This window comes from Paenibacillus medicaginis, assembly GCF_042138635.1.
Taxonomy (GTDB): domain Bacteria; phylum Bacillota; class Bacilli; order Paenibacillales; family Paenibacillaceae; genus Paenibacillus; species Paenibacillus medicaginis.
The window spans coordinates 1-21,409 of the sequence record NZ_JBHIRY010000020.1; the positions used below are offsets into that span (position 1 = coordinate 1).

At 47.6% G+C, this 21,409-nt stretch carries 18 protein-coding genes and 1 pseudogene; 12 read left to right on the forward strand and 7 right to left on the reverse strand.

Annotated elements, in window-relative coordinates; genetic code table 11:
• Positions 1-445: 445 nt before the first annotated feature.
• The 6 genes and pseudogenes from ACE5LO_RS18350 (at position 446) to ACE5LO_RS18375 (ending at position 5,210) form a co-directional block, all read left to right on the forward strand.
• Positions 446-760: a hypothetical protein gene (locus ACE5LO_RS18350; RefSeq protein WP_375358135.1), complete on the forward strand. Its 315-nt coding sequence runs from the start codon at positions 446-448 to the stop codon at positions 758-760.
• 257 nt (positions 761-1,017) lie between these two features.
• On the forward strand, positions 1,018-1,203 hold the full coding sequence (locus ACE5LO_RS18355) for a hypothetical protein (protein ID WP_375358134.1): 186 nt from the start codon (positions 1,018-1,020) through the stop codon (positions 1,201-1,203).
• Between the two features lie 127 nt (positions 1,204-1,330).
• Positions 1,331-1,588, forward strand: coding sequence for a hypothetical protein (locus ACE5LO_RS18360; protein WP_375358133.1), 258 nt, complete (start codon positions 1,331-1,333; stop codon positions 1,586-1,588).
• Positions 1,557-1,819 (forward strand): annotated as a pseudogene (locus tag ACE5LO_RS18365) (type II toxin-antitoxin system RelE family toxin). The gene ACE5LO_RS18360 and the pseudogene ACE5LO_RS18365 overlap by 32 nt, the downstream one beginning before the upstream one ends.
• 260 nt (positions 1,820-2,079) lie before the next feature.
• The gene (locus ACE5LO_RS18370; protein ID WP_375521457.1) at positions 2,080-3,636 is read left to right on the forward strand and encodes a recombinase family protein; all 1,557 of its coding nucleotides are present in this window, start codon (positions 2,080-2,082) and stop codon (positions 3,634-3,636) included.
• Positions 3,637-3,659: 23 nt separating this feature from the next.
• Complete coding sequence (locus ACE5LO_RS18375; RefSeq protein WP_375521458.1) at positions 3,660-5,210, forward strand: recombinase family protein; 1,551 nt, start codon at positions 3,660-3,662, stop codon at positions 5,208-5,210.
• A 50-nt stretch (positions 5,211-5,260) separates the two neighbouring features.
• Here ACE5LO_RS18375 and ACE5LO_RS18380 read toward each other — a convergent pair whose 3' ends face one another.
• From ACE5LO_RS18380 to ACE5LO_RS18390, 3 genes are all read right to left on the reverse strand, one after another.
• Entirely contained in the window at positions 5,261-5,953 is a 693-nt protein-coding gene (locus tag ACE5LO_RS18380; RefSeq protein WP_375521459.1) for a HipA domain-containing protein, read from the reverse strand.
• A gap of 37 nt (positions 5,954-5,990) precedes the next feature.
• Complete coding sequence (locus ACE5LO_RS18385) at positions 5,991-6,419, reverse strand: hypothetical protein (protein ID WP_375521460.1); 429 nt, start codon at positions 6,417-6,419, stop codon at positions 5,991-5,993.
• A gap of 784 nt (positions 6,420-7,203) precedes the next feature.
• The gene (locus ACE5LO_RS18390) at positions 7,204-7,662 is read right to left on the reverse strand and encodes a DnaA N-terminal domain-containing protein (RefSeq protein WP_375521461.1); all 459 of its coding nucleotides are present in this window, start codon (positions 7,660-7,662) and stop codon (positions 7,204-7,206) included.
• A 476-nt stretch (positions 7,663-8,138) separates the two neighbouring features.
• Between ACE5LO_RS18390 and ACE5LO_RS18395 the strand changes: the two genes are divergently transcribed.
• Positions 8,139-8,327 carry a hypothetical protein gene (locus ACE5LO_RS18395; RefSeq protein WP_375521462.1) on the forward strand — a complete coding sequence of 63 codons (189 nt, stop codon included), beginning with the start codon at positions 8,139-8,141 and terminating at the stop codon, positions 8,325-8,327.
• Between the two features lie 283 nt (positions 8,328-8,610).
• Here ACE5LO_RS18395 and ACE5LO_RS18400 read toward each other — a convergent pair whose 3' ends face one another.
• The 3 genes from ACE5LO_RS18400 to srtD all read right to left on the reverse strand — a co-directional run bounded on the left by ACE5LO_RS18400 (position 8,611) and on the right by srtD (position 10,960).
• Complete coding sequence (locus tag ACE5LO_RS18400; protein ID WP_375521463.1) at positions 8,611-9,705, reverse strand: Fic family protein; 1,095 nt, start codon at positions 9,703-9,705, stop codon at positions 8,611-8,613.
• 259 nt (positions 9,706-9,964) lie between these two features.
• Positions 9,965-10,240: a type II toxin-antitoxin system RelB/DinJ family antitoxin gene (locus ACE5LO_RS18405; RefSeq protein WP_375521464.1), complete on the reverse strand. Its 276-nt coding sequence runs from the start codon at positions 10,238-10,240 to the stop codon at positions 9,965-9,967.
• Positions 10,241-10,339: 99 nt separating this feature from the next.
• Positions 10,340-10,960, reverse strand: a complete 621-nt coding sequence (gene srtD / locus ACE5LO_RS18410; protein WP_375521465.1) for a class D sortase, LPxTATN-specific — start codon at positions 10,958-10,960, stop codon at positions 10,340-10,342.
• A gap of 570 nt (positions 10,961-11,530) precedes the next feature.
• Between srtD and ACE5LO_RS18415 the strand changes: the two genes are divergently transcribed.
• The gene (locus ACE5LO_RS18415) at positions 11,531-14,335 is read left to right on the forward strand and encodes an isopeptide-forming domain-containing fimbrial protein (protein ID WP_375521546.1); all 2,805 of its coding nucleotides are present in this window, start codon (positions 11,531-11,533) and stop codon (positions 14,333-14,335) included.
• Between the two features lie 466 nt (positions 14,336-14,801).
• Positions 14,802-18,053 carry an isopeptide-forming domain-containing fimbrial protein gene (locus tag ACE5LO_RS18420; RefSeq protein WP_375521466.1) on the forward strand — a complete coding sequence of 1,084 codons (3,252 nt, stop codon included), beginning with the start codon at positions 14,802-14,804 and terminating at the stop codon, positions 18,051-18,053.
• Between the two features lie 133 nt (positions 18,054-18,186).
• Here the strand turns inward: ACE5LO_RS18420 and ACE5LO_RS18425 are convergent, their stop codons facing one another.
• Positions 18,187-19,143: a helix-turn-helix transcriptional regulator gene (locus tag ACE5LO_RS18425; RefSeq protein ID WP_375521467.1), complete on the reverse strand. Its 957-nt coding sequence runs from the start codon at positions 19,141-19,143 to the stop codon at positions 18,187-18,189.
• Between the two features lie 170 nt (positions 19,144-19,313).
• On the opposite strand from ACE5LO_RS18425, the gene ACE5LO_RS18430 reads away from it, so the two are divergent.
• The 3 genes from ACE5LO_RS18430 to ACE5LO_RS18440 all read left to right on the forward strand — a co-directional run bounded on the left by ACE5LO_RS18430 (position 19,314) and on the right by ACE5LO_RS18440 (position 21,269).
• The gene (locus ACE5LO_RS18430) at positions 19,314-20,180 is read left to right on the forward strand and encodes a YitT family protein (RefSeq protein WP_375521468.1); all 867 of its coding nucleotides are present in this window, start codon (positions 19,314-19,316) and stop codon (positions 20,178-20,180) included.
• Positions 20,181-20,702: 522 nt separating this feature from the next.
• The gene (locus tag ACE5LO_RS18435) at positions 20,703-20,978 is read left to right on the forward strand and encodes a hypothetical protein (RefSeq protein WP_375521469.1); all 276 of its coding nucleotides are present in this window, start codon (positions 20,703-20,705) and stop codon (positions 20,976-20,978) included.
• A gap of 168 nt (positions 20,979-21,146) precedes the next feature.
• Complete coding sequence (locus ACE5LO_RS18440; RefSeq protein WP_375521470.1) at positions 21,147-21,269, forward strand: hypothetical protein; 123 nt, start codon at positions 21,147-21,149, stop codon at positions 21,267-21,269.
• The last annotated feature ends 140 nt before the right edge of the window (positions 21,270-21,409 follow it).

The window sequence follows — 21,409 nt, forward strand, 5'->3', positions numbered from 1 at the left end:
ATATATTATTGTGGACCGAAAAGTCAATCGAATCATTCAACTGCTCCCTATTTTTTTGGAAGGTTGAACGAGGATGGTCAGAATGAGCATAAAGGCTACTTGGAGCAGTAGAATTTCATTCGCAAAGGAAAGGAGGAATTACACGAAAGCTATTAAATGATCAGTATTTCCTGGTGGAGGTACTCAAAGTGGAGTAGCAAGTCCCCTAGATGTTACTACTTTTAACGTTGCAGGGGGAACCAATGATATTGGGGGAGGCTCAAGTATAGCAGTAGTTAAACTGGCTTAACCTGAAATCGTATCGACGGCACATCAGGCTATGCAGAGAAGCTTGATCGTAATCTCCTGGGATAACAAGAAAAAAATGGGGTGAACAAGAATGGGTTTACAGGCGAAGCTCCGTCATGTATGCTTATATTCAAACCAGTAATAGGAGGCTGAAAGCATGAAGGACAACCCATCAAACCGTGTGGAAGAAATGCTGGAGACACTCATCAAAATGGTTGGGGAAAACAATAGCAGGCTCAGAACAGTTGAGGAAGACATGAGCGTGTTGAAGGAAGACGTGAGCGTGCTAAAGGAAGACATGAGCGTGTTGAAGGAAGATGTGGGCGTGTTGAAGGAAGATATGCGAGAGGTCAAAATTAATGTTAATGGACTAATCCAAGGGCAAGAAAGGCAAGACCGTATTCTCGAAATGCTCTCTGTTAAATCCCTTGAAACGGACTCCTATATTCGGGATTTTAAAAGAAAATTGTAGTGAAGCCCACTCATTCCAAATCATGAGTGGGCTTTTTTTACGGTCACATCACAGAACGATGGTTCAGACCTGGTGCAAGACCCCATTACCCGCGAGAAGCCAGCCCGCAAAACCGGAGCCACGATGCTTAAAGACCTGCTATTCTGCGGGTTATGCGGAAAAAACTTGAATTTCAAAAGAAAAAAAGCGGTGTTCTCATCATCCAACCTTGCAGAAATGTACTTCCTGACAGCCGTGTAAAATGCAGCAATCAGGGAATGAAGCTGCAGCTGCTGGAGATTCGGGAAATGAGAGTGGATCAGCAAGAAATGAAACGAGCTGTCCTGGATACGAATGAACGGGTTATGGAGATAGAGGGTTTTCTGGAGAACCAGCACAGAATTATTGAACTTCTCTCTGCTCGCTCCATTCAACAAGAGGCTGACTTGAAGAGAATCAAATGATCTGATCCGGTGACTGGCATGACCGGAATGACGGGCGTGACAGGTCCAACAGGCCCGACCGTGACGGCGAATTACATGAGTACGTATAAAAAATTAGCGGACATTTGAAATGAGGAGGCATTCTTGTATGGGAATTCGTAAAAAGGACTTGTACAGCCTAATTGACCGGCTCCAAGAACCCGATCAAAAAACGGCTTTTGATTTTCTTCAATATTTGATCGAACGATCAGCAAGAAAGCCACTGGGCTGGGAAGAGATCGACCGGCAAGAACCTGATGATGAGCCGTTGACTGAAGAAGAGCTTCGCCAATTAAATAGCGATGCCGGGTATGTGTCTGGGGAGGAAGCCAAGCGTGAGTTCGGGCTACAAGTTGATTTACCATAAAGCTGCATTAAAATTTATCGCCAAGCAAGAGAAGCAGATTCAAGAACGAATCGCGCACGGGCTGCAAGGTTTGCTTGTTATTCCTCCGACCGGAGACATTAAACGTATGAAAGGCTCCATTGGCCTGTATCGATTGCGGATCGGTGCGTTGTGAATCCTTTTCGAAATCAATCACGACGAGAAAGTGGTTTATATACAGGCATTGATTCGCGCGGCGGAATCTACAAATGAAAAGGACCGATGAGACCATGCGCTGAAACATTGGTTTACGTTTACGTAGACGTAGGACGTAATACATAAGATGTAACACGTAATATGTAATATGTAGAACGTAAACGTGATCCGGGAGCGAATTTGAAAATCGGGCTCTGGGGTGAGCAGCATGTTTTTCCGGCTCATAATCCACAGCCTATTCCATAGAATAGAATAGTGGGCCAAGCAGTAATCGGTCAGAATGCTGTATAGCTGTACAAAGGAGGCTGGCGACCTGTATGGGCAGCATAGAAGTGGGTTGTTTCGGGGCGACCTACCTGCGTATTTCACGGGATAAGGGCGAGAACGAGGATACCTTGCAGAATCATCGCGAGATCATGACGGAGTTCTGCAGACAGAACGGTTATACCTATGAAATGTATGAAGAGATTGTGAGTGGAGGCAAATATGACCTTGGGGAAAGGCCACAGCTGCAGCAGCTTTTGCAAAATATCGAGCAATACAAAGCGATCTTCACCGTGTCGCTGGACCGTCTCGCGCGTAATGGAGTGATCTCCCAGCAGATCAAGCAGGTATGCATAGATCACGAAATCAAGATCATCACCCCTTCCCAGACCTTCGATTTATGCAATTCGCTGGAAGACCGTGTCCTGTATGACGTAAGCTCCATGTTTGCCGTGATGGAATATGAGATGATCGGGCGCAGGAATAAATACAATAGAATGCAGCGTGCCCGGCGGGGGGAGTATGTCAGCGGGAAACCTGCTTTTGGTTACAGGAGAAACGAGACCACCAGTAAGCTGGAAATCTATGAGCCGGAAGCCGAAGTGGTTCGATATATCTTCAAGCTTCACAGTGAGGGTCTGGGTAAGCAGAAGATTGCCGATATCCTCAATAGCGAAGGTTATAAAACGCAGCGACAGCGTAGCTTCCAGCCTTCAACCGTGAAAGCGATCATCAATAACCCGGTCTACAAAGGCTGTCTTGTCCTGCACGACCGCAAGTATACGAAGGAAAATGGCGAGTATACCTTCAAGGTGGTGGACACCATCATCACGGACGATGCCCATCCGGCCATCATTGCCCCTGACGAATGGGAGCAAGCGAAACGGGAGCGTGCGGAACGCGGAGCCAAGGCGGCGGCGCTGCGCGAGAAAGCGACGGTCAAGACAGGAACCACGATGCTGAAGGATCTGCTGTATTGTGGCATATGTGGAGGAAAGCTGTTTGTGACAAAGGAGCGAAACGGGAAGTATCTCATTAAACCCTGTGAATATCTGCTGCCGGACAGCGGGGAGAAATGCGGAAATCATGGCATGAGGCTGATATTGCTCGAAGAAGAAGTGCTGTGCAAGCTCCAGGCGCACCGGGAACGGCTGCGGCAAGGACTATTACATATACAGCAGCAAGACGCGCTTCACCTGCTCCCCGGATTCCGGAAGCATCGTGAGCATACGGAGCAGCAGATGGAAGAAGTGCAGCAACTGCAGAGCGAACTGGAGGAGCTGGCCGGGACAGGGATTTTCGGGGACGAGGAGATCGGGGTGCAGGCCAATAGACTGCTGCGTCTGGAGCATGCTTTGCAGGAAATGAAGGAGAAGGTCCTGCAGCAGATTCAGAAGCTCGAGTCCTCCGGGGTGGAAGAGATGGAGGGTATCCTGGATATGCTGGATCAGTTCCCCAACCAGACACCGGAAGACCAGAACCAGACGTTGAAGCAGTTCATCCGGCGGATCGATTACAAGAGGAGGCTGCCCGAAGAGATCAAGGCGCTGTCTGCCAACAATCGTGAACGCCTGAAATCACCGTTCAGCTACACGATTGAGTATTGGTGAAGGCGGATGGGAGTGATCTACACATGATGGATGGGAATACCGGGATCTTCGGCGCACTCTACCTGCGCATATCACGGTCCAAGGGGGAAAACGAAGACACACTTCAGAATCACCGTGAGCTGATGGAGGAATTTTGCCGCGAGCATGATTATACCTTCGAGGTGTACGAAGAAATCGTGAGCGGGGGAAAGCATCAGTTGGAGACCCGCCCTCAGTTACAGAAGCTGCTCCGCAACCTTGGGCGTTACCAGGCCATTTTTGCCGTATCGCTGGACCGTCTGTCCCGCAATGGGCTGATCTCCCAGATCATTAAAAAAGAATGTATTGAGCATGATGTGAAAATCATTACGCCGACGCAAGTCTTTGACCTGGCGGGTTCACAGGCCTCCCGTACCTTGTATGATGTCAGCACCCTATACGCCTCGATGGAATATGAGATGATCGGCCGCCGCACGAAAGTCAATAAAATGCAGCGGGCCCGGCGGGGCGAGCATGTCAGCGGGCAGGCGGCTTACGGTTACTGGCGTAACCCGGACACCCGCAAGCTGGAAATCTACGAGCCTGAGGCCGGGATGGTTCGTTATATATTTAAGCTGTACCTCCAAGGCATGAGCTGCCGCAAGATTGCCGATAGACTTAACGGGGATGGCTTCAAAACCCAACATCTACATCCCTTCCAGCCGACAGGCATCCAGCAGATCCTGCGCAATCCAGTGTACAAAGGAACCCTGGTGTTCCGTAATCGCCAGCGAATCAAGAAAGGCCAGGTGTACCACTATAAGACCGTGGAGACGATCGTCACGGAAGATGCTCATCCCGCGATCATTCCAGTAGAAGAGTGGGAACGAGTGAATTGGGATAAAATGGATCGGGGGGGGGCGACCACTCTCACCCGCGAGAGGCCGGCCGACAAGATGGGAGACACCCTGCTCAAAGATCTGCTGTTCTGTGGGATTTGCGGCAAAAAGCTGGAGCTGATCAAGACAAAAAGCGGTGCTATATTCATCAGACATTGCAAAAAACTGCTGCCTGACAGTCGTATGAAATGCAACAATCAAGGCATGAGGCTGCAGTTGCTGAATGAAGAAGTACTGTTGCAGCTCCAGAGACATAAGGGGCAACAGGTGGCTGAGCTTTTGCAGCAGCAAGGGAAGACAAGCGTTCTGAAGGATCTACTGGAGCGCCTCATGCTGATCGAACAACATCTGCAAGAGAACAAAGAGGAGCAAGAGGAGCTCGTGCAGCCCGCGCTGGCAAGGGAATTGCCGTATGAACTACTCAAGAGAGTGCATACCCGGGTGAAACAACATCCCGTGCTGCAGGAGTCCAGAGCGCAGCTTCTGCAGCAAATCCGGCAGCTAAGGCAGCCCTCTCCGGTGAATCTCAAGGCGCACCAGCCCGGATCGTTCGAGCATTTCAAATCCCTTCCAGCCGAGAAGCAGAACGAGATTCTGAAGCTGTTGATCCAACGAGTCCACTATGAACGAGTCATGCCGGAGGAACTCCGGGGGCTGCCCCCCAGAAGCCAGCAACGCCAAGCCTATCCCTTCCGTTGTACTATTGAATATTTTTGATATCTCTCTGGTCTTTCGCCTCTAGTTAATATGAGGGGATCCTATTTTATTCATACAAACAAATTTGAATACACCCTGACTTGTGATCGCAGAACTCTCCCTGCTCTACCCAATTCATGGGTGTCCAGAAACTCCACTACAGCGTCTCGGTTGAACTTTAAACTTGTTGACAATGCTTGTTTTCTAAATGAAACGCTGAAGGGTCTGGCCTTTACATTTCTCATTGCAACATCCGCAGGCATGCTCGCAGGGTAATCATTCAAGTCTGACAGCAAACTCAAGCCATGATCAAAGTACGGGCAAAGTCGATAACCATCGGCTCTATGTATGAAGGCAATGTTGTTGATATGACGGTCTTCATTCAACACGACTGCATCAAAGGTCAACTGGTCTGTCAGATATTGAAAAACATTCAACCCTGTCAAAGACTCCACAACTACAGCGATCGCTTCTACCGCACGTTCTGTACTTAACTTTTCAACGATTCTGTTGAATGAATATCCATATGACGACAACAACCTGTCCAAGGTTACCAGAGTTTCCCCGGGGCTTACGAAGTTTTCTGAATAACAGCCGTCATACTCCGTCCCCTCTTCATCTACAATTTTACAAATCTGATAGGGAACTATTAATTCTTCATTCACATTCGATCTTCGCATTAACTCGTAGCTCACCCATTCAGCAAGACCTTCGTAGCCAAACTTATTGGCTTTTACCCACAAGCTTCCTGCACGCCACTTCAACTGATCTCCCTTGCTGCTTGTTGGGAACTGGACGATCTCACGGGTTCTTACGTGCATAACGGGGATGGCGGGGATGGACATCCTTACAAGTCAACTCCTCTCCGTCAAATCTGATCCAGACGTAGTCGTCATAAATCACACCGTGAGTTTTCTTAACAATCTCGACTGGATCGTATTCCGTAAGACCCAGGGTCTTCAGCAATTTGTCAGCATGATGTCTTGTTCTTGGAAAGCATCTGGATTCAAGGTAGTCCAATACATCAAGGACATCTATAGTTTCCTTAGTAGGGAATGGCAAGAAAATCGGATCTACTCCCCGGTCCTGCCAAAGGTCTACTTTTTGACTGATGTAGTTAACCGTTACTTTGGCCACCACGCGATCCATCTCAAGAACTTCGAACTTAAGAAAAGAAGGGCGATCCAACAAATCCATCCCCTTCAATCGTTCCTGAACAAAGACTTCCACCTTTCCATCATCTCCTTTGGAGTCATGGATAATTAGATATACCCACCATCTCCCTGATCTGAGCTATTTCCAGCATCAGGACCACGTCCCGTTTCTACTAAGGAAAATCTCTTCTTCTTCCATTTATCATACCACAGATTCATCAGGAGATCGCCGGAATCAAAGGGAGCATGGTGGTCGCAAAGTTATTATGGTGTAGATGCCAGTACTATAAAAAGCATCGACATGAGCGATACAGTTTTGGAAGCCGCAGTCCTGTTACTGGAGCCAAGCGAGAGCGATCAACGCAAGGCGGTTGAAATATTCTCTGACGGTAACAAGAGGACGGGCTATATGAGTGCCAAAGCGTTCCTTATGTTGAACGGTTACTATCTGAAGGTGTGTACAAAATAAAATAACCTCCCCAGAGTGAGTTATTTTATTTTGTAGGGAGAAGCATAAAAAAAGACCCGCTTATTAGCGAGTCGTAGCTCTATTTGCTTTATATTCTGCAATAGCCCGGTTTACTTCTTCTTGGCGATCTTCACTGTCAAGACCGGGGAGGATGGGAGACACTTCATATCGTTTGAATGGACGCTTCTTATGCATATTATCCACCGCCTTCACGATAAGTATACATCAAGTGAATGTTCCCCCCGCCTGAAGAGGCTTATTCCCATCATACCACACAAACATTCGACTAGGAAAGCACGCGCCTCATACAATAGACAAGTGCATTTAGGCTTCGCCTAACCGAGATTCATCCCCTACTCAAAGCTGTACATAGACATATTCAATTCATGTACTACTCTTTTAATCTGATGGAATAGCCGCCATGTTTTAAACGGTTGATCTCTAACTCCTGTTGAGATACTTTATGAAAGATAATTTCTACGTCTTTTTTTAGATCATCCAGTTTTTTGTTAATATTTTGCAGTAAGGCACCAACGTCTTCTGGTGTACTTTCAACTAGCGTTACATGTGACTTATCGATGGCCTCGACTGGGCGCTTCAACGATCGAAACGAGATCTTTATTGCATTATTCCCGGTCGCCAGTTCAACTGCGCTTAGTACGACGTTTGAATAGCGGGAACAAAGCCATTCCTTCCCGAAAGAGGTGGGGCAAATAATAACGAAAATTTCGCCGTCAAACGTTGCAGAGGTCTCTTTAAACCAAGTTTGAAATTGAATAGGTTCAACAGTCTTTTTAACAGTTTCAAGCGCTTGCAGCCAAAGTTCCGTGGCGTCATTATGTCCTGGCATCTTCTTTGTCCCTCCCATTAAATAAATAGCCCGACGCTTGTATTGGGGGAGCATCGGGGTATTGCTTCCATTTCCGAAAAGGAGCTTGTGTCTTAGTATAAACGAAAATTGTAGTGAAGCCCACTCATTTCAAATAACGAGTGGGCTTTTTTGGTGAATAAACTTCTATTCCCAAAGCCAAACAAAAATCCCTCGTTAAGATGAGGAATTTAGTTTCACTTTGGCTTGAAGTCTCGTTGTTCTTGAAGCAAGTAGATCAATAACATTGTTGCTTTCAAAAAGCGAACATATATTCTATAATATTTGTATTCGATCTCCCATTGAAGTGATCAAGAACAACTCCGCCAAAGAGCGGTCTGAGGCACCATTATGAAACGAAATATAACGCCAGACATATGAATCGTGGAGTTTACGGGATTAATCGATCTGTTACAAGTCACCTTATTGAGTTATACTATAGTTAAGGAGATGATATTATGCCACGAATTAAAGATCCTTTTCAGGGATTGGTTGCTGTCCCCTCCAACTTGCCAGAAGAGACGCTTGGTTCCATTATGAGGGAAGGTCGGCGCAAGCTGATGGAGGAGCAGGACTCTGATGCTGTACGTGAAGCCACACGCCGTATACAAGAACATATTAATCGTGTTAATCGTAAAGGAGTCTGAGCATAATCGGACTCTTTTTTCTCTTTTTCCTCCGACCTGTATGATTATGTAGAAAACGGCCCTTGTATGATCAGGGCCCAACCTACAGTTATCATCGAAAACTTTAAGCCACTCTAAACCACCCCCTGCACTAAATAGCCCGACGCTTGTATTGGGAGAGCATCGGGGTATTGCTTCCATTTCCGAAAAGGAGCTTGTGTCTTAGTATAGTACTTCCGTAAGAAGTCCTCCAGGGCGAGTTGAAGAAGGAAGTGGAAGTTCTTGCAAACCAGGTTGGTAACTATTACCTCAATTTATCAAGCAGGCTGTAGTAATAATAGGTTTTGAATCTTTGCTTTCCATCGGAAAAAACGATTCTGTTGGCTTCCAGAGTGGACAGATATCTCCTGCAAGTTGCCTCTGAAAGTTCTGAAGATAGCGAAATCGTTGGAACTGTGAAGATGGGTTTTTGGAAAATAGCATCAACCAATTTTTTTATTCCACTACTGTTAATTAAAGATTGGGCTAAATCAAGATCGCGGTCATATAGTTCATTCACATCGTTAATCAATTTGATATTCTTGTCTGCCTGATGGATGATGGCTTCCAGGAAAAATTGAATCCATTGATTCCAATCGCCTTTGTATCTTGTATCATTTAAATAGCGATAGTACTTGTGTTTATCTCGTTCCAGGGCCTCGCTTAAAAAGAAATTTGGGTAATCAATAACTTTTTTATTGAACAAGTAAAGAGGGATTAATATACGACCAATCCTTCCGTTTCCATCGAGGAACGGATGTATGGTTTCGAATTGGGCGTGCACAATGGCAATTCTGATGAGTTCATCAAGTTTATCTTGTGGATCATTAATATAGATTTCAAGGTTATTCATGTAATTGTCAACCGATTGAGGTTGGGGAGGGATGAACGTTGCTGTTTCCATAGTACATCCTTCGGGACCAATAAAGTTCTGGATTTTTCTGTATTCTCCAGGAGAACGGTTACTTCCGCGTACACCATTTGACATGAGGGTCAGGTGCATTGATTTAAACAACCTTGTTGATATCGGTAATATACTTAATCTATCCATACTTTCGCGAAGAGCATGATAGTAATTCAGAACTTCCTGTACGTCTTTGTTATTTTTTCTGCTATGAGTCTCAACCTCCAAAACCTCATCTAAAGTTACCTGGGTCCCTTCAATTTTAGTGGATTGTACTGCTTCATTAAGCATGACTGGGTTTAACAATAAATGTGATGGAAGTTTGGTGTTCTGAAGTAAAACTTGATATTGTGCAATTTTTTTATGTGCTTCAATAAGTTCCTTTAGAAAAAACAATGGATCTATTTGCTCATTGCTTAAGGGTAATGGATCAGGTGTAAAAGGTGCTCTTGCCATGCTCAAGCCTCGCTTTCAAGTATGAATAAATTCATAAAATCATTTTATCCTAAATGTGATTATAAATGCACTTTTTTCGCGTTTTAACGATCAATTATTTCGATTTATTGACTATTTCGTTCGATTTCTTTGTTGTCAAAGCCGGAATAAGAATGTGCTGGAAATTGATTCATTAGCAGTGGCCCACCGCCGATGGGTCAAGCGAAAGAAGCGCCGAACCCATGTACGGGTCGCGGCGCTTCGCTTTTTTAGTATTACGTTACTTATCACCATAATGGGTGTCGTTCATCGACTTGCGCACTGTCTTTCCTTGCTCCATTTGCTGTATGGATTCCTTTAACCTTTTAATATTATCCGGGTTATAAAAAGGATCGGATTGTGTGGTAATCTCAAATGGGATTCCGCCTTGCCGAAGCGATTGGCGAACGAAGATATTTACTGCTGTCGTCATATTTAACCCAAGCTCGGAAAAGAGGGATTCCGCTTCTTTTTTCAAGTCTTCATCCATCCGAATGTTGATATTGGTTTGCCCCATTTTAAACACTCCTTCCATTTGGTATTATTTACGATGTATTATAAATTATTCACGTCGTATTTACAATGTACGTATATATCCATGCTTGTGAGCTGTGGTTCAAGAATTCACGTGATCGACCGGATAAGCATACAAAATGTATCGCTCAGGCGCACTGCCTACATAATGAAACGGATAGCAGGTGGAGACCACCAGCACCTCGGTGCCCATCTTGCGAATCACGGTTGTATCGTCTTTATCCACAATATCGGTGCTTTTGATCTCATATTCATATGTACCATAGGGCAGCTTGACGATAAAACGGTCCCCGACCGCCAGCTTACCGAAATTACGGAACACGGTGTCCCGATGACCGGACAGCAGAATCTGTTCGTTGTCCGAAGGAAACGCAGTAGTGCCGTAATGCCCGACTCCGCGCGCAAGCATCTCCTCATCTGTGCCTTCAATAATTGGAAGGTCTTCATTCAGCTTCGGGATTTCCAGCAATCCAATCACGTCATTCTGCTGCGGCTTAAATTCACTTCTATCGATCAGGGGAGTGGGGCTTGATACTTTAGTCAGCCGTGTCTCTTCCGACACACTTATACCCTGGCCGACCAGCGCATTGGCTTCGGCCATCGCTTCTTTCAGGCTGGCTTGATGCTGGACATATTGCATGCCCCCGACAGCCAGCAGGCCCGCTCCAGCCACTGCTAGTAAAATACCTGCGACTTTGCGCATATGCCTTCCCTCCTGGGTTTTACATAAAAATGCAAATCTGAAATTCTGAAATATAGTGCTTTTATTTTCTATATTTTCACAATACGATCTTACTCTTTCTTCCTGAGCAAATCCAGCGCAAAAAGTAGTATCTATGGCAAGTCTATCATGCGGATTTTAGGTCAAGTCTGCTGCGGTGTGAGACGTAAGGATGATTTTCGGGACGTTTGTATCATTCTGGGGATGCTTTTTAGTTCTGGGACTTATGACAAATTGCGCATGTTTAGGCAAAAATATTGTCTATATTTGCCTGCTGAATTATACTATGCCCTGAACATTGGTTAAAAATTGAAATATGATGCCGGAGAAAAGGAGGGACGAAGTTGCGCTATAGTTGCCGGCAATCTGGTATAACTTGTTTCCGGAGGGAGGATTGTTTGCTATTCACCCGTTGGACAACTAGAGCAAACATATACATACAACCGGGTACTTGTCAAAATCAGAAAAGACCGGTGCTGGGGAGAAGGGAACGACACTGTCAAACCGGGCACCTGTGATCTGGAATAACAACAATTTGGGGGGAGACAATTGGTGAATACCCGCTCCGCACGACAAACAAGCGTATTCAAGCGTCTTTTTATTAAATTTTCTGTATTTATGCTGGTCTTCGGCATGTTGCCTTTTTCGCAACCATCCCTGACCCCTGCGACCCAGGCGGCGGATAGCCCTTGCTCAGCTCCGGTAGCGCTGCTGAACGGCAGCTTTGAGGAAGGGCCCGCCAGAGGGACTGCGAACAACGGTGCAGGAGGTTTCTATTTCAAGGAAGCCGAGGTACCTTCATGGAAGACTACGGACGATGCCATTGGTGAGAAAGCCATTGAGATCTGGAATTGGAAGGATAATCTTCCTGCGGGAACAAAAAGCTATCCCGCACCACCTGAGGGTAACAGATGGGCAGAATTAAATGCCTTTGAAAACGGTATGTTATACCAGGATGTGAAAACTGTACCTGGACAAACCATCCACTGGCGCTTGTCCCATATGGGGCGAAGCGGGGTTGACACCATGCAGCTTCGTATTGGAGCAGCTACCGCTAACCCATACGATGCTGTTGTACAAGAACAAATGAGTGACGGAAACAGGGCATGGGGAACTTATACGGGCAGTTATACGGTTCCGGCAGGGCAAACGGTAACACGCTTTGGTTTCGAGGCAGTTAGTGCCGTCGGAGGCCTGGGCAACGGTAACTTCCTCGATGACATCTTCCTCGGAACAGAGCCATGCGTAACCTCCAACAAGACGGTTAATCCGCCGGGTGAGGTCAAAGCCGGCAGTGAGCTGACGTATACGATTAATGTCAAGAACGAAGGCGGGGACATCGCGGCCGATGCAACCATTACGGATGCCATCCCGGCTGGAACGGAATATGTCCCTGGATCGATGGTCTTGAATAATGGTTCTGCGACCAAAAATCTGACGGATGCCAACGATACCGATGAAGGTGATTTTGACGGAAATCAGATTAACATCAAAATTGGGGATCTGGCGAATACCGGCAAGCTAGGCAATGGAGTTACTGTGCAATTTAAGGTGAAAGTGCTGAATGATTACGCAGTGAAATCTGTTAACAACAAGGCGCAAGTCAACTACGAAAACTTGTTGACAGAAGAAGAAGAGCAGACGGAAACCAATTTAACGACAACACCCATTACGTTTCCTATGCTGGTATCCAATAAAACGGTAACTCTTCAGGAAAAAGCATCCGGAAATACCGACACGGAGCATCCTGAAGTAGGAGACACGCTGCTGTACACCATTCAGACCCGTAATGATAATGCGGGTACTACGGTGAAAAATCTCACCATTTCAGACATGGTTCCGGCAGAGCTGGAGTATGTGCTAGGCAGTTTGACTGTAGATGGCAAATCCGTTACCGATAGTGAAGACGACGATGCTGGTCATCATGTCGGCGGTGAGGTTGTTGGCAAACTTGGAGATATCACGGATACGAATGCGCATACAGTGGCATTCCAAGCTGTCGTCAAACCGGGCCAAGCCGGGAAGGATATTATCAACATCGCTGCTGTAGAAGGCGACAATGTGGATACTCCGGACCGCCCAAGAGAGGAAGTACAGGTGTATCCGCGCAATCCGCAAATTGAATCGGAGAAGTTCGCATCGAATGTGGATGCAAGCAAGGCAACGTATGAAGTGGGAGACACCATTTCTTACACGATTCGTGCGAGAGGTGTTGTGAACGATACCTATCTGGAAAATCTGACGATTACCGATACTCTTCCTGCGGGACTGCAATACGTGTCAGGCAGCTTGAAGGTGGATGGCGTGTCTGTGTCAGACGCGCAAGATGGTGATGCCGGACATTCCGTATCTGGTGAAGTGTATGGTTCATTTGGCAATGTCGAGGATACGAGCTGGCATACGCTGGAGTTCCAGGCGGTAATCCAGGACGGTCAGGGCGGCAAGACGATCCAGAATACCGGGAAAGTAACCGGAGACAACATTAATCAACCGGGCGAACCGACCGATAAGGTAGTGGTTGAAATACCGCCAACACCACCAGTAGATCCTCCTACAGATCCACAAGATCCGGATGATGGAGGCTCAGGTGGCGGCGGTGGCGGCTCGGATGATGACGACGACAATGACTCTAGCTCTCCAAAACTTGAATCCGAGAAATCGGCGAAGGATATAAATGGAGGCAGCATCGAAGTTGGTGATTCGATCGAGTATACAATCCGTGCCCGCAACACCGTTTCGAACAGCAGTGTAACGAACATGGTCATTTCCGACGACCTGCCGGAAGAGCTGGAATATGTACCGGGGACGCTGAAAGTGGATGGCGCAACGGTAACGGATAGCAATGATAGCGACAAAGGCAAGTATGTGGATGGCACGGTAACAGGTAGCCTTGGCACCGTAACGAATACGGACTGGCATACGGTTGTATTCCAGGCGAAGCTGATCGCAGGCCAGAATGGCCAGACGATCCGCAATACCGCTGAAGTAACCGGGGATAATCTGAACAACCCGGATCAGCCGTCTGAAGACATCGTCGTTGGTGGCGGAAGCGGAAGCAACTCCGGCGTACCAGGAGAAGCGGGCAATGGTCCTTCTTACGGCGGCACGAACAATCCGGGCTGGGGAGGTTCTGATTCTGGTTCCACAGACTCCGGCCAATCCGGCGGATCAGGTGGAGCTGGAGGCACAGGACAATCCGACACGTCCGGTGACTCGGTGAATGGAGGTAACTCCGGCAACGGGGATGGCCATGGCAGCAAGCTGCCGGCAACGGCAACGAATATGTACGGCTATCTGCTGGCTGGACTCATCATTCTGCTTGCAGGCCTGTTCCTGCTGAGAAGGAAGAAAGCTTAAAACAATACAGCGAAAAAACAGCTGCCTCTCAAGGCAAATGATTTGAGGGGCAGCTGTCGTTTTTTAGGAATTTAGCACCATGTGGATAAACGGCTAACACTTCAAATAGATGGATTTCACCCGGGATGAGAAAAATTCCTTCTATTATATATGTAGTATTAATTGAAACCAACAAAGTGATTGAAGTAGGCATTTTAGAGGGTTGATTCCACAGGGGTTAGATCATTATTCGTGCTATTTTCGATCATTTATGCAAATTTAATTTGATGCTGTAAAATTATTGTCTAATTTTAGGGCATGGATTATATTAACAGGGAAATCATTAAAATTTGAAAGATGTTGGAGTGAAGGAGGGTCGAATGTCGAATCCAGCACCGATCATGTCATGACATCGGCTTTGGGGAAGGTAATAGTCTAATTGTCAAAGTTAGTGGATTGGAATAAACAATTTTTGGGGGGGAGACCATTGCACGATACCCGTTCCACAAGGCGAACAAGCCTGTTGAAGCGTCTTTTTGTTAAATTTGCTGTATTTATGCTGATTGTCGGCATATTGCCTGTTTCACAACCGGCTCTTACTCCTGTGACCCAGGCGGCAGAAGGGAATGCCTGCCCTGCTCCGGTTGCGATGATTAATGGAGGCTTTGAGCAGCCGAAAGCGAGAAATGTAGGGGATAAAGGGTCCCCAGGTTCCGAGCAATATTGGATGTATTTTTATGGTGATGAGGTCCCGGGTTGGGAAACTGACGCATCTGATAATCGAATACAAATCATGCAAAACTCTAATGAGTTACTTGGCCCCGTACAGGGGGGGAACGGTCAAACCATTCCTGTTGTTGCTGCTGAGGGAACACAATTTGCCGAATTGAATGCCCATGAAGCAGCGATGTTATATCAGGATGTTGCAACCGTACCGGGCCAAACCATTTATTGGAGGCTGGCTCACCGCGGGGAATATGGGACGGATACGATGCAGGTCCGCATAGGTTCACCTGATATTCCAACGGATCGCCTGCCGGTTATTGAACAGATGAGTAGTGAATTTAACAAATGGACGTATTATACCGGAGAGTACACAGTCCCTGAGGGACAGACGTTAACAAGGTTTGGTTTTGAGGCAGTTTCAACTTCAAATGGTGCGATTGCATTCGGGAATTTGCTGGATGATATCTTCCTGGGAACAGAGCCGTGTGTAACCTCGACCAAGACCGTTAATCCACCAGGGGAAATTGGCGTGGGTACGGAATTAACGTATACGATCAATACCAAAAATGAGGGCGGAGACATCGCAGGGGATACGGTCGTTACCGACGCGATCCCTGCAGGCACGGAATATGTCCCTGGCTCGATGGTCCTGATTAATGGATCAACAACCAAGAAACTTACGGATGAGGCCGATACGGATGAAGGCCAGTTTGAAGGCAAACAGGTCAGCATTAAGTTAGGGGACCTGCAAAATGCCAGCCAATTGCCGGGTGGAATCACTGTACAATTCAAAGTGAAAGTGCTTTCGGATTATTCAGTGAAATCCATTAACAACAAGGCACAAATCGACTATGACAACTTATTGTCTGGGGAAAAAGAACAGACTGAAACCAATGGAACGGACTCATCGGTCATTTTCCCTAAGCTTGAATCCAGCAAAACGATGACCCTTCAGGAAAAAGCGGCCGGCAATACGGACGCAGAGCATCCTGAAGTAGGAGATACGCTGCGGTACACGATTCAATCCCGCAATACAGTTGCTAAGAGCATCGTGAAAAATCTGGAGATTTCCGATGCGATTCCTTCCGAGCTGAAATATGTCCCAGGCAGTCTGACGGTAGATGGCGTAGCCGTAACGGATGCCGAAGGGGATGACAAGGGTCATTATGCCGGTGGTAAGGCTGTCGGGCAGCTTGGCGATGTCTCGGACCAGAATTGGCATACGGTGCAGTTTGAAGCCACCGTACAACCGGGACAAGCCGGTAAGGATATTATCAACATTGCTGCTGTAGGAGGCGACAATGTGGACACGCCGGACAGACCAAGAGAAGAAGTTCAGGTCTACCCGCGGAACCCGCAGATTGAATCGGAGAAGTTCGCATCCAATGTGGATGCAAGCAAGGCTACGTATGATGTGGGGGACACCATCTCTTACACGATTCGTACGAGAGGCGTAATCAACGATACGTACCTGGAAAATCTGACAATCACGGATACGCTCCCTGCAGGCTTGCAGTATGTACCGGATAGCTTGAAGGTGGATGGCGTGTCTGTGTCGGACGCGCAAGATGGTGATGCCGGACATTCCGTCTCCGGTGAAGTATACGGTTCATTCGGCAATGTCAACGATCTGAACTGGCATACGCTGGAGTTCAAGGCGGTCATCCAGGACGGTCAAGGCGGCAAAACGATCCAGAATACCGGAAAAGTAACCGGAGACAACATTAATCAACCGGGCGAACCGACCGACAAGGTTGTGGTTGAACTCCCGCCAGTACCACCAGTAGACCCTCCTACTGATCCACAAGATCCGGATGATGGAGGCTCAGGTGGCGGCGGTGGCGGCTCGGATGATGATGACGACAATGATTCTAGCTCTCCAAAACTTGAATCCGAGAAATCGGCGAAAGATGTGAACGGGGGCAGCATCGAAGTCGGTGATACGATCGAGTATACGATCCGCGCCCGCAACACCGTTTCAAACAGCAGTGTAACGAACATGGTCATTTCCGACGATCTGCCGGAAGAGCTGGAATACGTGCCTGGTACGCTGAAGGTGGATGGCGCAACGGTAACGGATAGCAACGATAGCGACAAAGGCAAATATGTTGATGGCACGGTAACAGGCAGCCTTGGCACCGTAACGGACACCGACTGGCATACGCTGGTATTCGAAGCGAAGGTTGTCAAGGGCGAAAAGGGCGACAAGATCAAGAACGTTGGCGAAGTAACCGGGGGTAACGTGAATACCCCGGACAAACCAAGTGAAGAGATTACAGTCGGCGACACAGTTCCTGTCATGGAATCCGAGAAAGCAGCGAACGACCTCAATGGTGGCACGATCCAGATCGGTGACGTGATTGAGTACTCGATCCGTACGCGTAACACTGTCGCGGACAGTGTGGTCACGAATCTGAAAATTTCCGACGTCCTGCGCACTGAACTGCAATATGTGCCAGGCTCGCTGAAGGTGGATGGCGTTACCGTAACGGATGCACAGGACAGCGATAAAGGGCATTATGTTGACGGTAACGTAAGCGGTCAATTCGGCGACGTGACAGATACGGACTGGCATACGGTTGTGTTCCAGGCGAAGCTGATCGCAGGGCAGAACGGCCAAACGATCCGCAACACCGCTGAAGTGACCGGGGATAACCTGAACAACCCGGATCAGCCGTCTGAAGACATCGTCATTGGCGGCGGAAGCGGAAGCAACTCCGGCGTACCAGGAGAAGCGGGCAATGGTCCTTCTTATGGCGGCACGAACAACCCGGGCTGGGGAGGTTCTGATTCCGGTTCCACGGATTCCGGCCAATCCGGCGGATCAGGTGGGACTGGAGGCACGGGACAATCCGGCACCTCGGGTGACTCGGCGAACGGAGGAAACTCCGGCAACGGGGGTGGCCATGGCAGCAAGCTGCCGGCAACGGCAACGAATATGTACGGCTATCTGTTGGTTGGATTCATTATCCTGCTTGCAGGCCTGTTCCTGCTGAGAAGAAAGAAAGCATAAGAGCAAAGTTTAAAAAGGCTGCCCTTCAAGTAATGTTACTTGAGGGGTGGCCTTTTTTTCGACGCTCGTACGCTGGGCCGAATGCGAAGGGGACGAGGGGACATGAATAATTCCTACTATTATATTGAGCCATTTATAAAGCTTCATATTTGGCTAGCAATTCAGCAAGCATCTGCTTCATACACTCGATCAGTTCCGGAGGGCTTTTTACCGTCGCTTCATTTCCCCAAGCAATAAACAACCGGGCCAAGTAGGGAATCTCTGATTTTGGAACCTCACCCTCAATCCAGCCGCTCCCGTCTTCCCGCACATGCAGCAGGGAAGCAGCCAGCCACAATTCCGTCTCCGACCGCCGTACACCTTCCTTGCTCAGCTCCGCATACAGACTTGCACCAGCGTCCTCCTGCCGCGCCAGCGTCCATCTGTTGCCCAGATGAATATGCCGAAGATCCACAGGTTGCGTACCGGAATCATCGCACTCGGCAGCCTGAATTTTGTCGCAGCGGAACACACGCATATCTTTGCGCAGAAAGCAGTAAGCAGGGCAATACCATAAGCCATTGTTGGCGTAGATGCCGATGGGCTGTATTTTCCGGCAGGATTTTCTTTCCTTTGCTTCATAATCTATAACCACGATCTTTTGCTGAATGGCAGCATCGAGCAGGACAGCTAAAAAGGGTGCATCCGCCTGTCTTGCCGGCGTTACGAAATCAACCCGGTTCTTCATTTGATCGATCCGGTCCCTGATGTCGCCGGACATATAATTGTAGAACTTGTTCAGCACAGAGGCGGATTCCGTTTCAAAGGGAAGGGACACATAGTGGCGCAGGGCATGAATGGCGAAAAAAATGGCGACAGCCTCGTGCTCTGTAAACGCGATGGGAGGCAGTATTCTTTCCCTCAGCACCTGATAGCCGCCATGAGGCCCCACTTCCGAATATAAAGGAACACCCAACTCGCTCAGCTCCTGCAGATCCCGCAGAATCGTCCTCGCAGATACCCCGAATTCGTTAGCCAATTCCTTGACGGTAAACTTCCTTTTTCGATTCACCGTCATCATTAATTCCATCAACCGCTTCGATTTGGACATTTGATTTCTCCTTTTCTCATTGACTATGACAATAGTTGTCACCTGAATGAATTCAGGACGTTACGCTGGATATACTGAGGGCAGGATCAAGGCTTACTGTCAAAGGTTGATTATACATTATCTAACTATTAAAATTATAGGTAATTCACTACATAGAAAGGATTGGATTCATGGGGAAAACTCGCAAAAAGATGAAACCTGTCGATCTGTTGCTGAAATTTGTTTATATCACGGCAGGTGCTGTGCTGGCAGGTGTGGCGCTGGAGTTATTTCTTGTTCCGAACGAAATCATTGACGGGGGAATCACAGGGATCTCGCTGATGTTAACAAATGTGACCAGCCTGCCTCTGGGGATCTTTCTGTTTATTATCAACCTGCCGTTTCTGGCGATTGGCTACAAGCAGGTAGGCAAGGGTTTTGCCATTTCCGCGCTGTACGGGATCATCGTGCTGTCCACTACAACTACATTATTGCACCATGTGGAGGCTTTTACCAAGGAGCCGCTTCTGGCGGTATTTTTCGGGGCTTTGCTGCTTGGTATTGGCGTCGGCCTGGTGTTGCGGGCAGGAGGGACTACAGACGGTGCTGAAATTGTAGCCATTCTGATTTCACGGAGAACGAACGCATCCGTCGGACAGGTCATTCTGGGGATCAATGTGATCATTTTTATCGCCGCTGGCTTCATTTTGGGCTGGGATGCGGCCATGTATTCGATCTTTACGTTTTATATCGCCTCAAAGGTGATGGATATTGTCGTTGAAGGTCTGGATGAATCGAAGTCGGTTACCATTATTACGAACGATTATGAAGAAGTGGCCGAAGCGATTATGGCCCGGCTGGGACGAAGTACCACTTACATGTACGCTAGAGGCGGCTTCACCAAAGAAGACACTCAGGTGATTTACTGCGTCGTGAGCAGGGTGGAATTATCCACGCTGAAGACCGTCGTGCGTGAAATCGACCCGAAAGCCTTCATCGCCGTTGAGGATGTGGCTGATGTGTCCGGGGGAAGCTTTACGAAGAAGCAAGCTCATTAATTCTGCATAGAAGACCGGTGCCGGATGAGACATCGGTCTTCTAGGGTGGTGTGTGTGGTGTTTGGTATAATAAAAAGAACTTATGTTTGTGGATTATGGATTCGGAGGCGAGCAGACATGGAAGTCCAAGCGGAAACGGAACTTCAACCCTTTAGCCGTCGTTATTACAACAAGCAGGCCTGCATGGAGGCATTGGTTCCCAGTTTTCTGTTTTTCTGTACCTGATCCAACGGGATAATCGTGCAAAGCCACTGAAAAGCGAGTATCACATGTCTTGCCACGATCGCTGATAGCTTGACTGTCAAGCACGGATGATTAGGTATAGCTACAAAGGTTGAAGTGGATTTGGGCTCTGCGAAAGTTGAGTTTGAATTACGTCAATAGAGGTTTTTCTTATGGCCGCATGTTTGACTTTTTGGTGACACTGGGCAGCGTTTGTTGGTGTCCTGCCGACCGATTTGGTACAATTAGGCTGAACCTGCCGGACGCATTTTTAAAAGGTCTTATCATTAGGAGGTTAACATGTTGTTGGAAATCTTGCTGTACTGGCTTTTGCTGCTTGCCGCGGCGGCCTGCGTGGTTGCTGTTGCGGGCAAAAAAAGGGTTGCCAGTCTGATTATTCTTGCTCCGATTGTTTTATTCTGCACCCTGCTGTTAGTGCAAACCGCTAGCTATAAGGGGCAGGATGCGAATATCGGTTTGGGGCTTACAGTGTTCCTGATATGGGCGATTACAGCGCTGCTGTTTATCCTTGCTGCAGTGATGTGGTTGCTAAAGCGCAGGAATAGAAGTTCTTAAGAGGTGAAGGGCTGTTCCGAGCAGTATTTTTTCTGCTGCGGGACGAGTCCTTTTTTTTCACATAAAAGGTACGGCATGAGAATAATAATAAAGCCAGCAATATTTTTTTTGCTCGGTGTTTAATGCAGGCTTCGCTGTGGGTATAAAAGTGGTAAGGAGGCGAGTGTGATGTCAGAACAAATGTCCCATTTGCTGTACATTATCTTTTTATCAGTTCTAGCGCTTGGCGGCATCGGCTTGATTGGCTGGTGGATGATTTCTATCGGCCGCAAGGAGAAAGACAGAGGCTGACAAATCATACTGAGTACAGACACATTTCCATCCGGAGGCTTGCGCTTTCGTATGATTAGGTCAATCAGAGATTTCTGGTTGGCTTTTTTTTATCCGGGGGCTTGAATAAAACGCATAATTTTGTATATAATAAGAACAAG

Excerpts from the sequence above, each read along its gene's own strand:
- srtD (WP_375521465.1), bottom strand. The coding sequence starts at position 10,960 with ATGCGCAAAGTCGCAGGTATTTTACTAGCAGTGGCTGGAGCGGGCCTG.
- ACE5LO_RS18440 (WP_375521470.1), top strand. The coding sequence starts at position 21,147 with ATGTCAGAACAAATGTCCCATTTGCTGTACATTATCTTTTTATCAGTT.
- ACE5LO_RS18405 (WP_375521464.1), bottom strand. The coding sequence starts at position 10,240 with ATGGGGCAAACCAATATCAACATTCGGATGGATGAAGACTTGAAAAAA.
- ACE5LO_RS18435 (WP_375521469.1), top strand. The coding sequence starts at position 20,703 with ATGTTGTTGGAAATCTTGCTGTACTGGCTTTTGCTGCTTGCCGCGGCG.
- ACE5LO_RS18430 (WP_375521468.1), top strand. The coding sequence starts at position 19,314 with ATGGGGAAAACTCGCAAAAAGATGAAACCTGTCGATCTGTTGCTGAAA.
- ACE5LO_RS18390 (WP_375521461.1), bottom strand. The coding sequence starts at position 7,662 with ATGCCAGGACATAATGACGCCACGGAACTTTGGCTGCAAGCGCTTGAA.
- ACE5LO_RS18355 (WP_375358134.1), top strand. The coding sequence starts at position 1,018 with ATGAAGCTGCAGCTGCTGGAGATTCGGGAAATGAGAGTGGATCAGCAA.
- ACE5LO_RS18350 (WP_375358135.1), top strand. The coding sequence starts at position 446 with ATGAAGGACAACCCATCAAACCGTGTGGAAGAAATGCTGGAGACACTC.
- ACE5LO_RS18400 (WP_375521463.1), bottom strand. The coding sequence starts at position 9,705 with ATGGCAAGAGCACCTTTTACACCTGATCCATTACCCTTAAGCAATGAG.
- ACE5LO_RS18370 (WP_375521457.1), top strand. The coding sequence starts at position 2,080 with ATGGGCAGCATAGAAGTGGGTTGTTTCGGGGCGACCTACCTGCGTATT.
- ACE5LO_RS18375 (WP_375521458.1), top strand. The coding sequence starts at position 3,660 with ATGATGGATGGGAATACCGGGATCTTCGGCGCACTCTACCTGCGCATA.
- ACE5LO_RS18425 (WP_375521467.1), bottom strand. The coding sequence starts at position 19,143 with ATGTCCAAATCGAAGCGGTTGATGGAATTAATGATGACGGTGAATCGA.
- ACE5LO_RS18395 (WP_375521462.1), top strand. The coding sequence starts at position 8,139 with ATGCCACGAATTAAAGATCCTTTTCAGGGATTGGTTGCTGTCCCCTCC.
- ACE5LO_RS18360 (WP_375358133.1), top strand. The coding sequence starts at position 1,331 with ATGGGAATTCGTAAAAAGGACTTGTACAGCCTAATTGACCGGCTCCAA.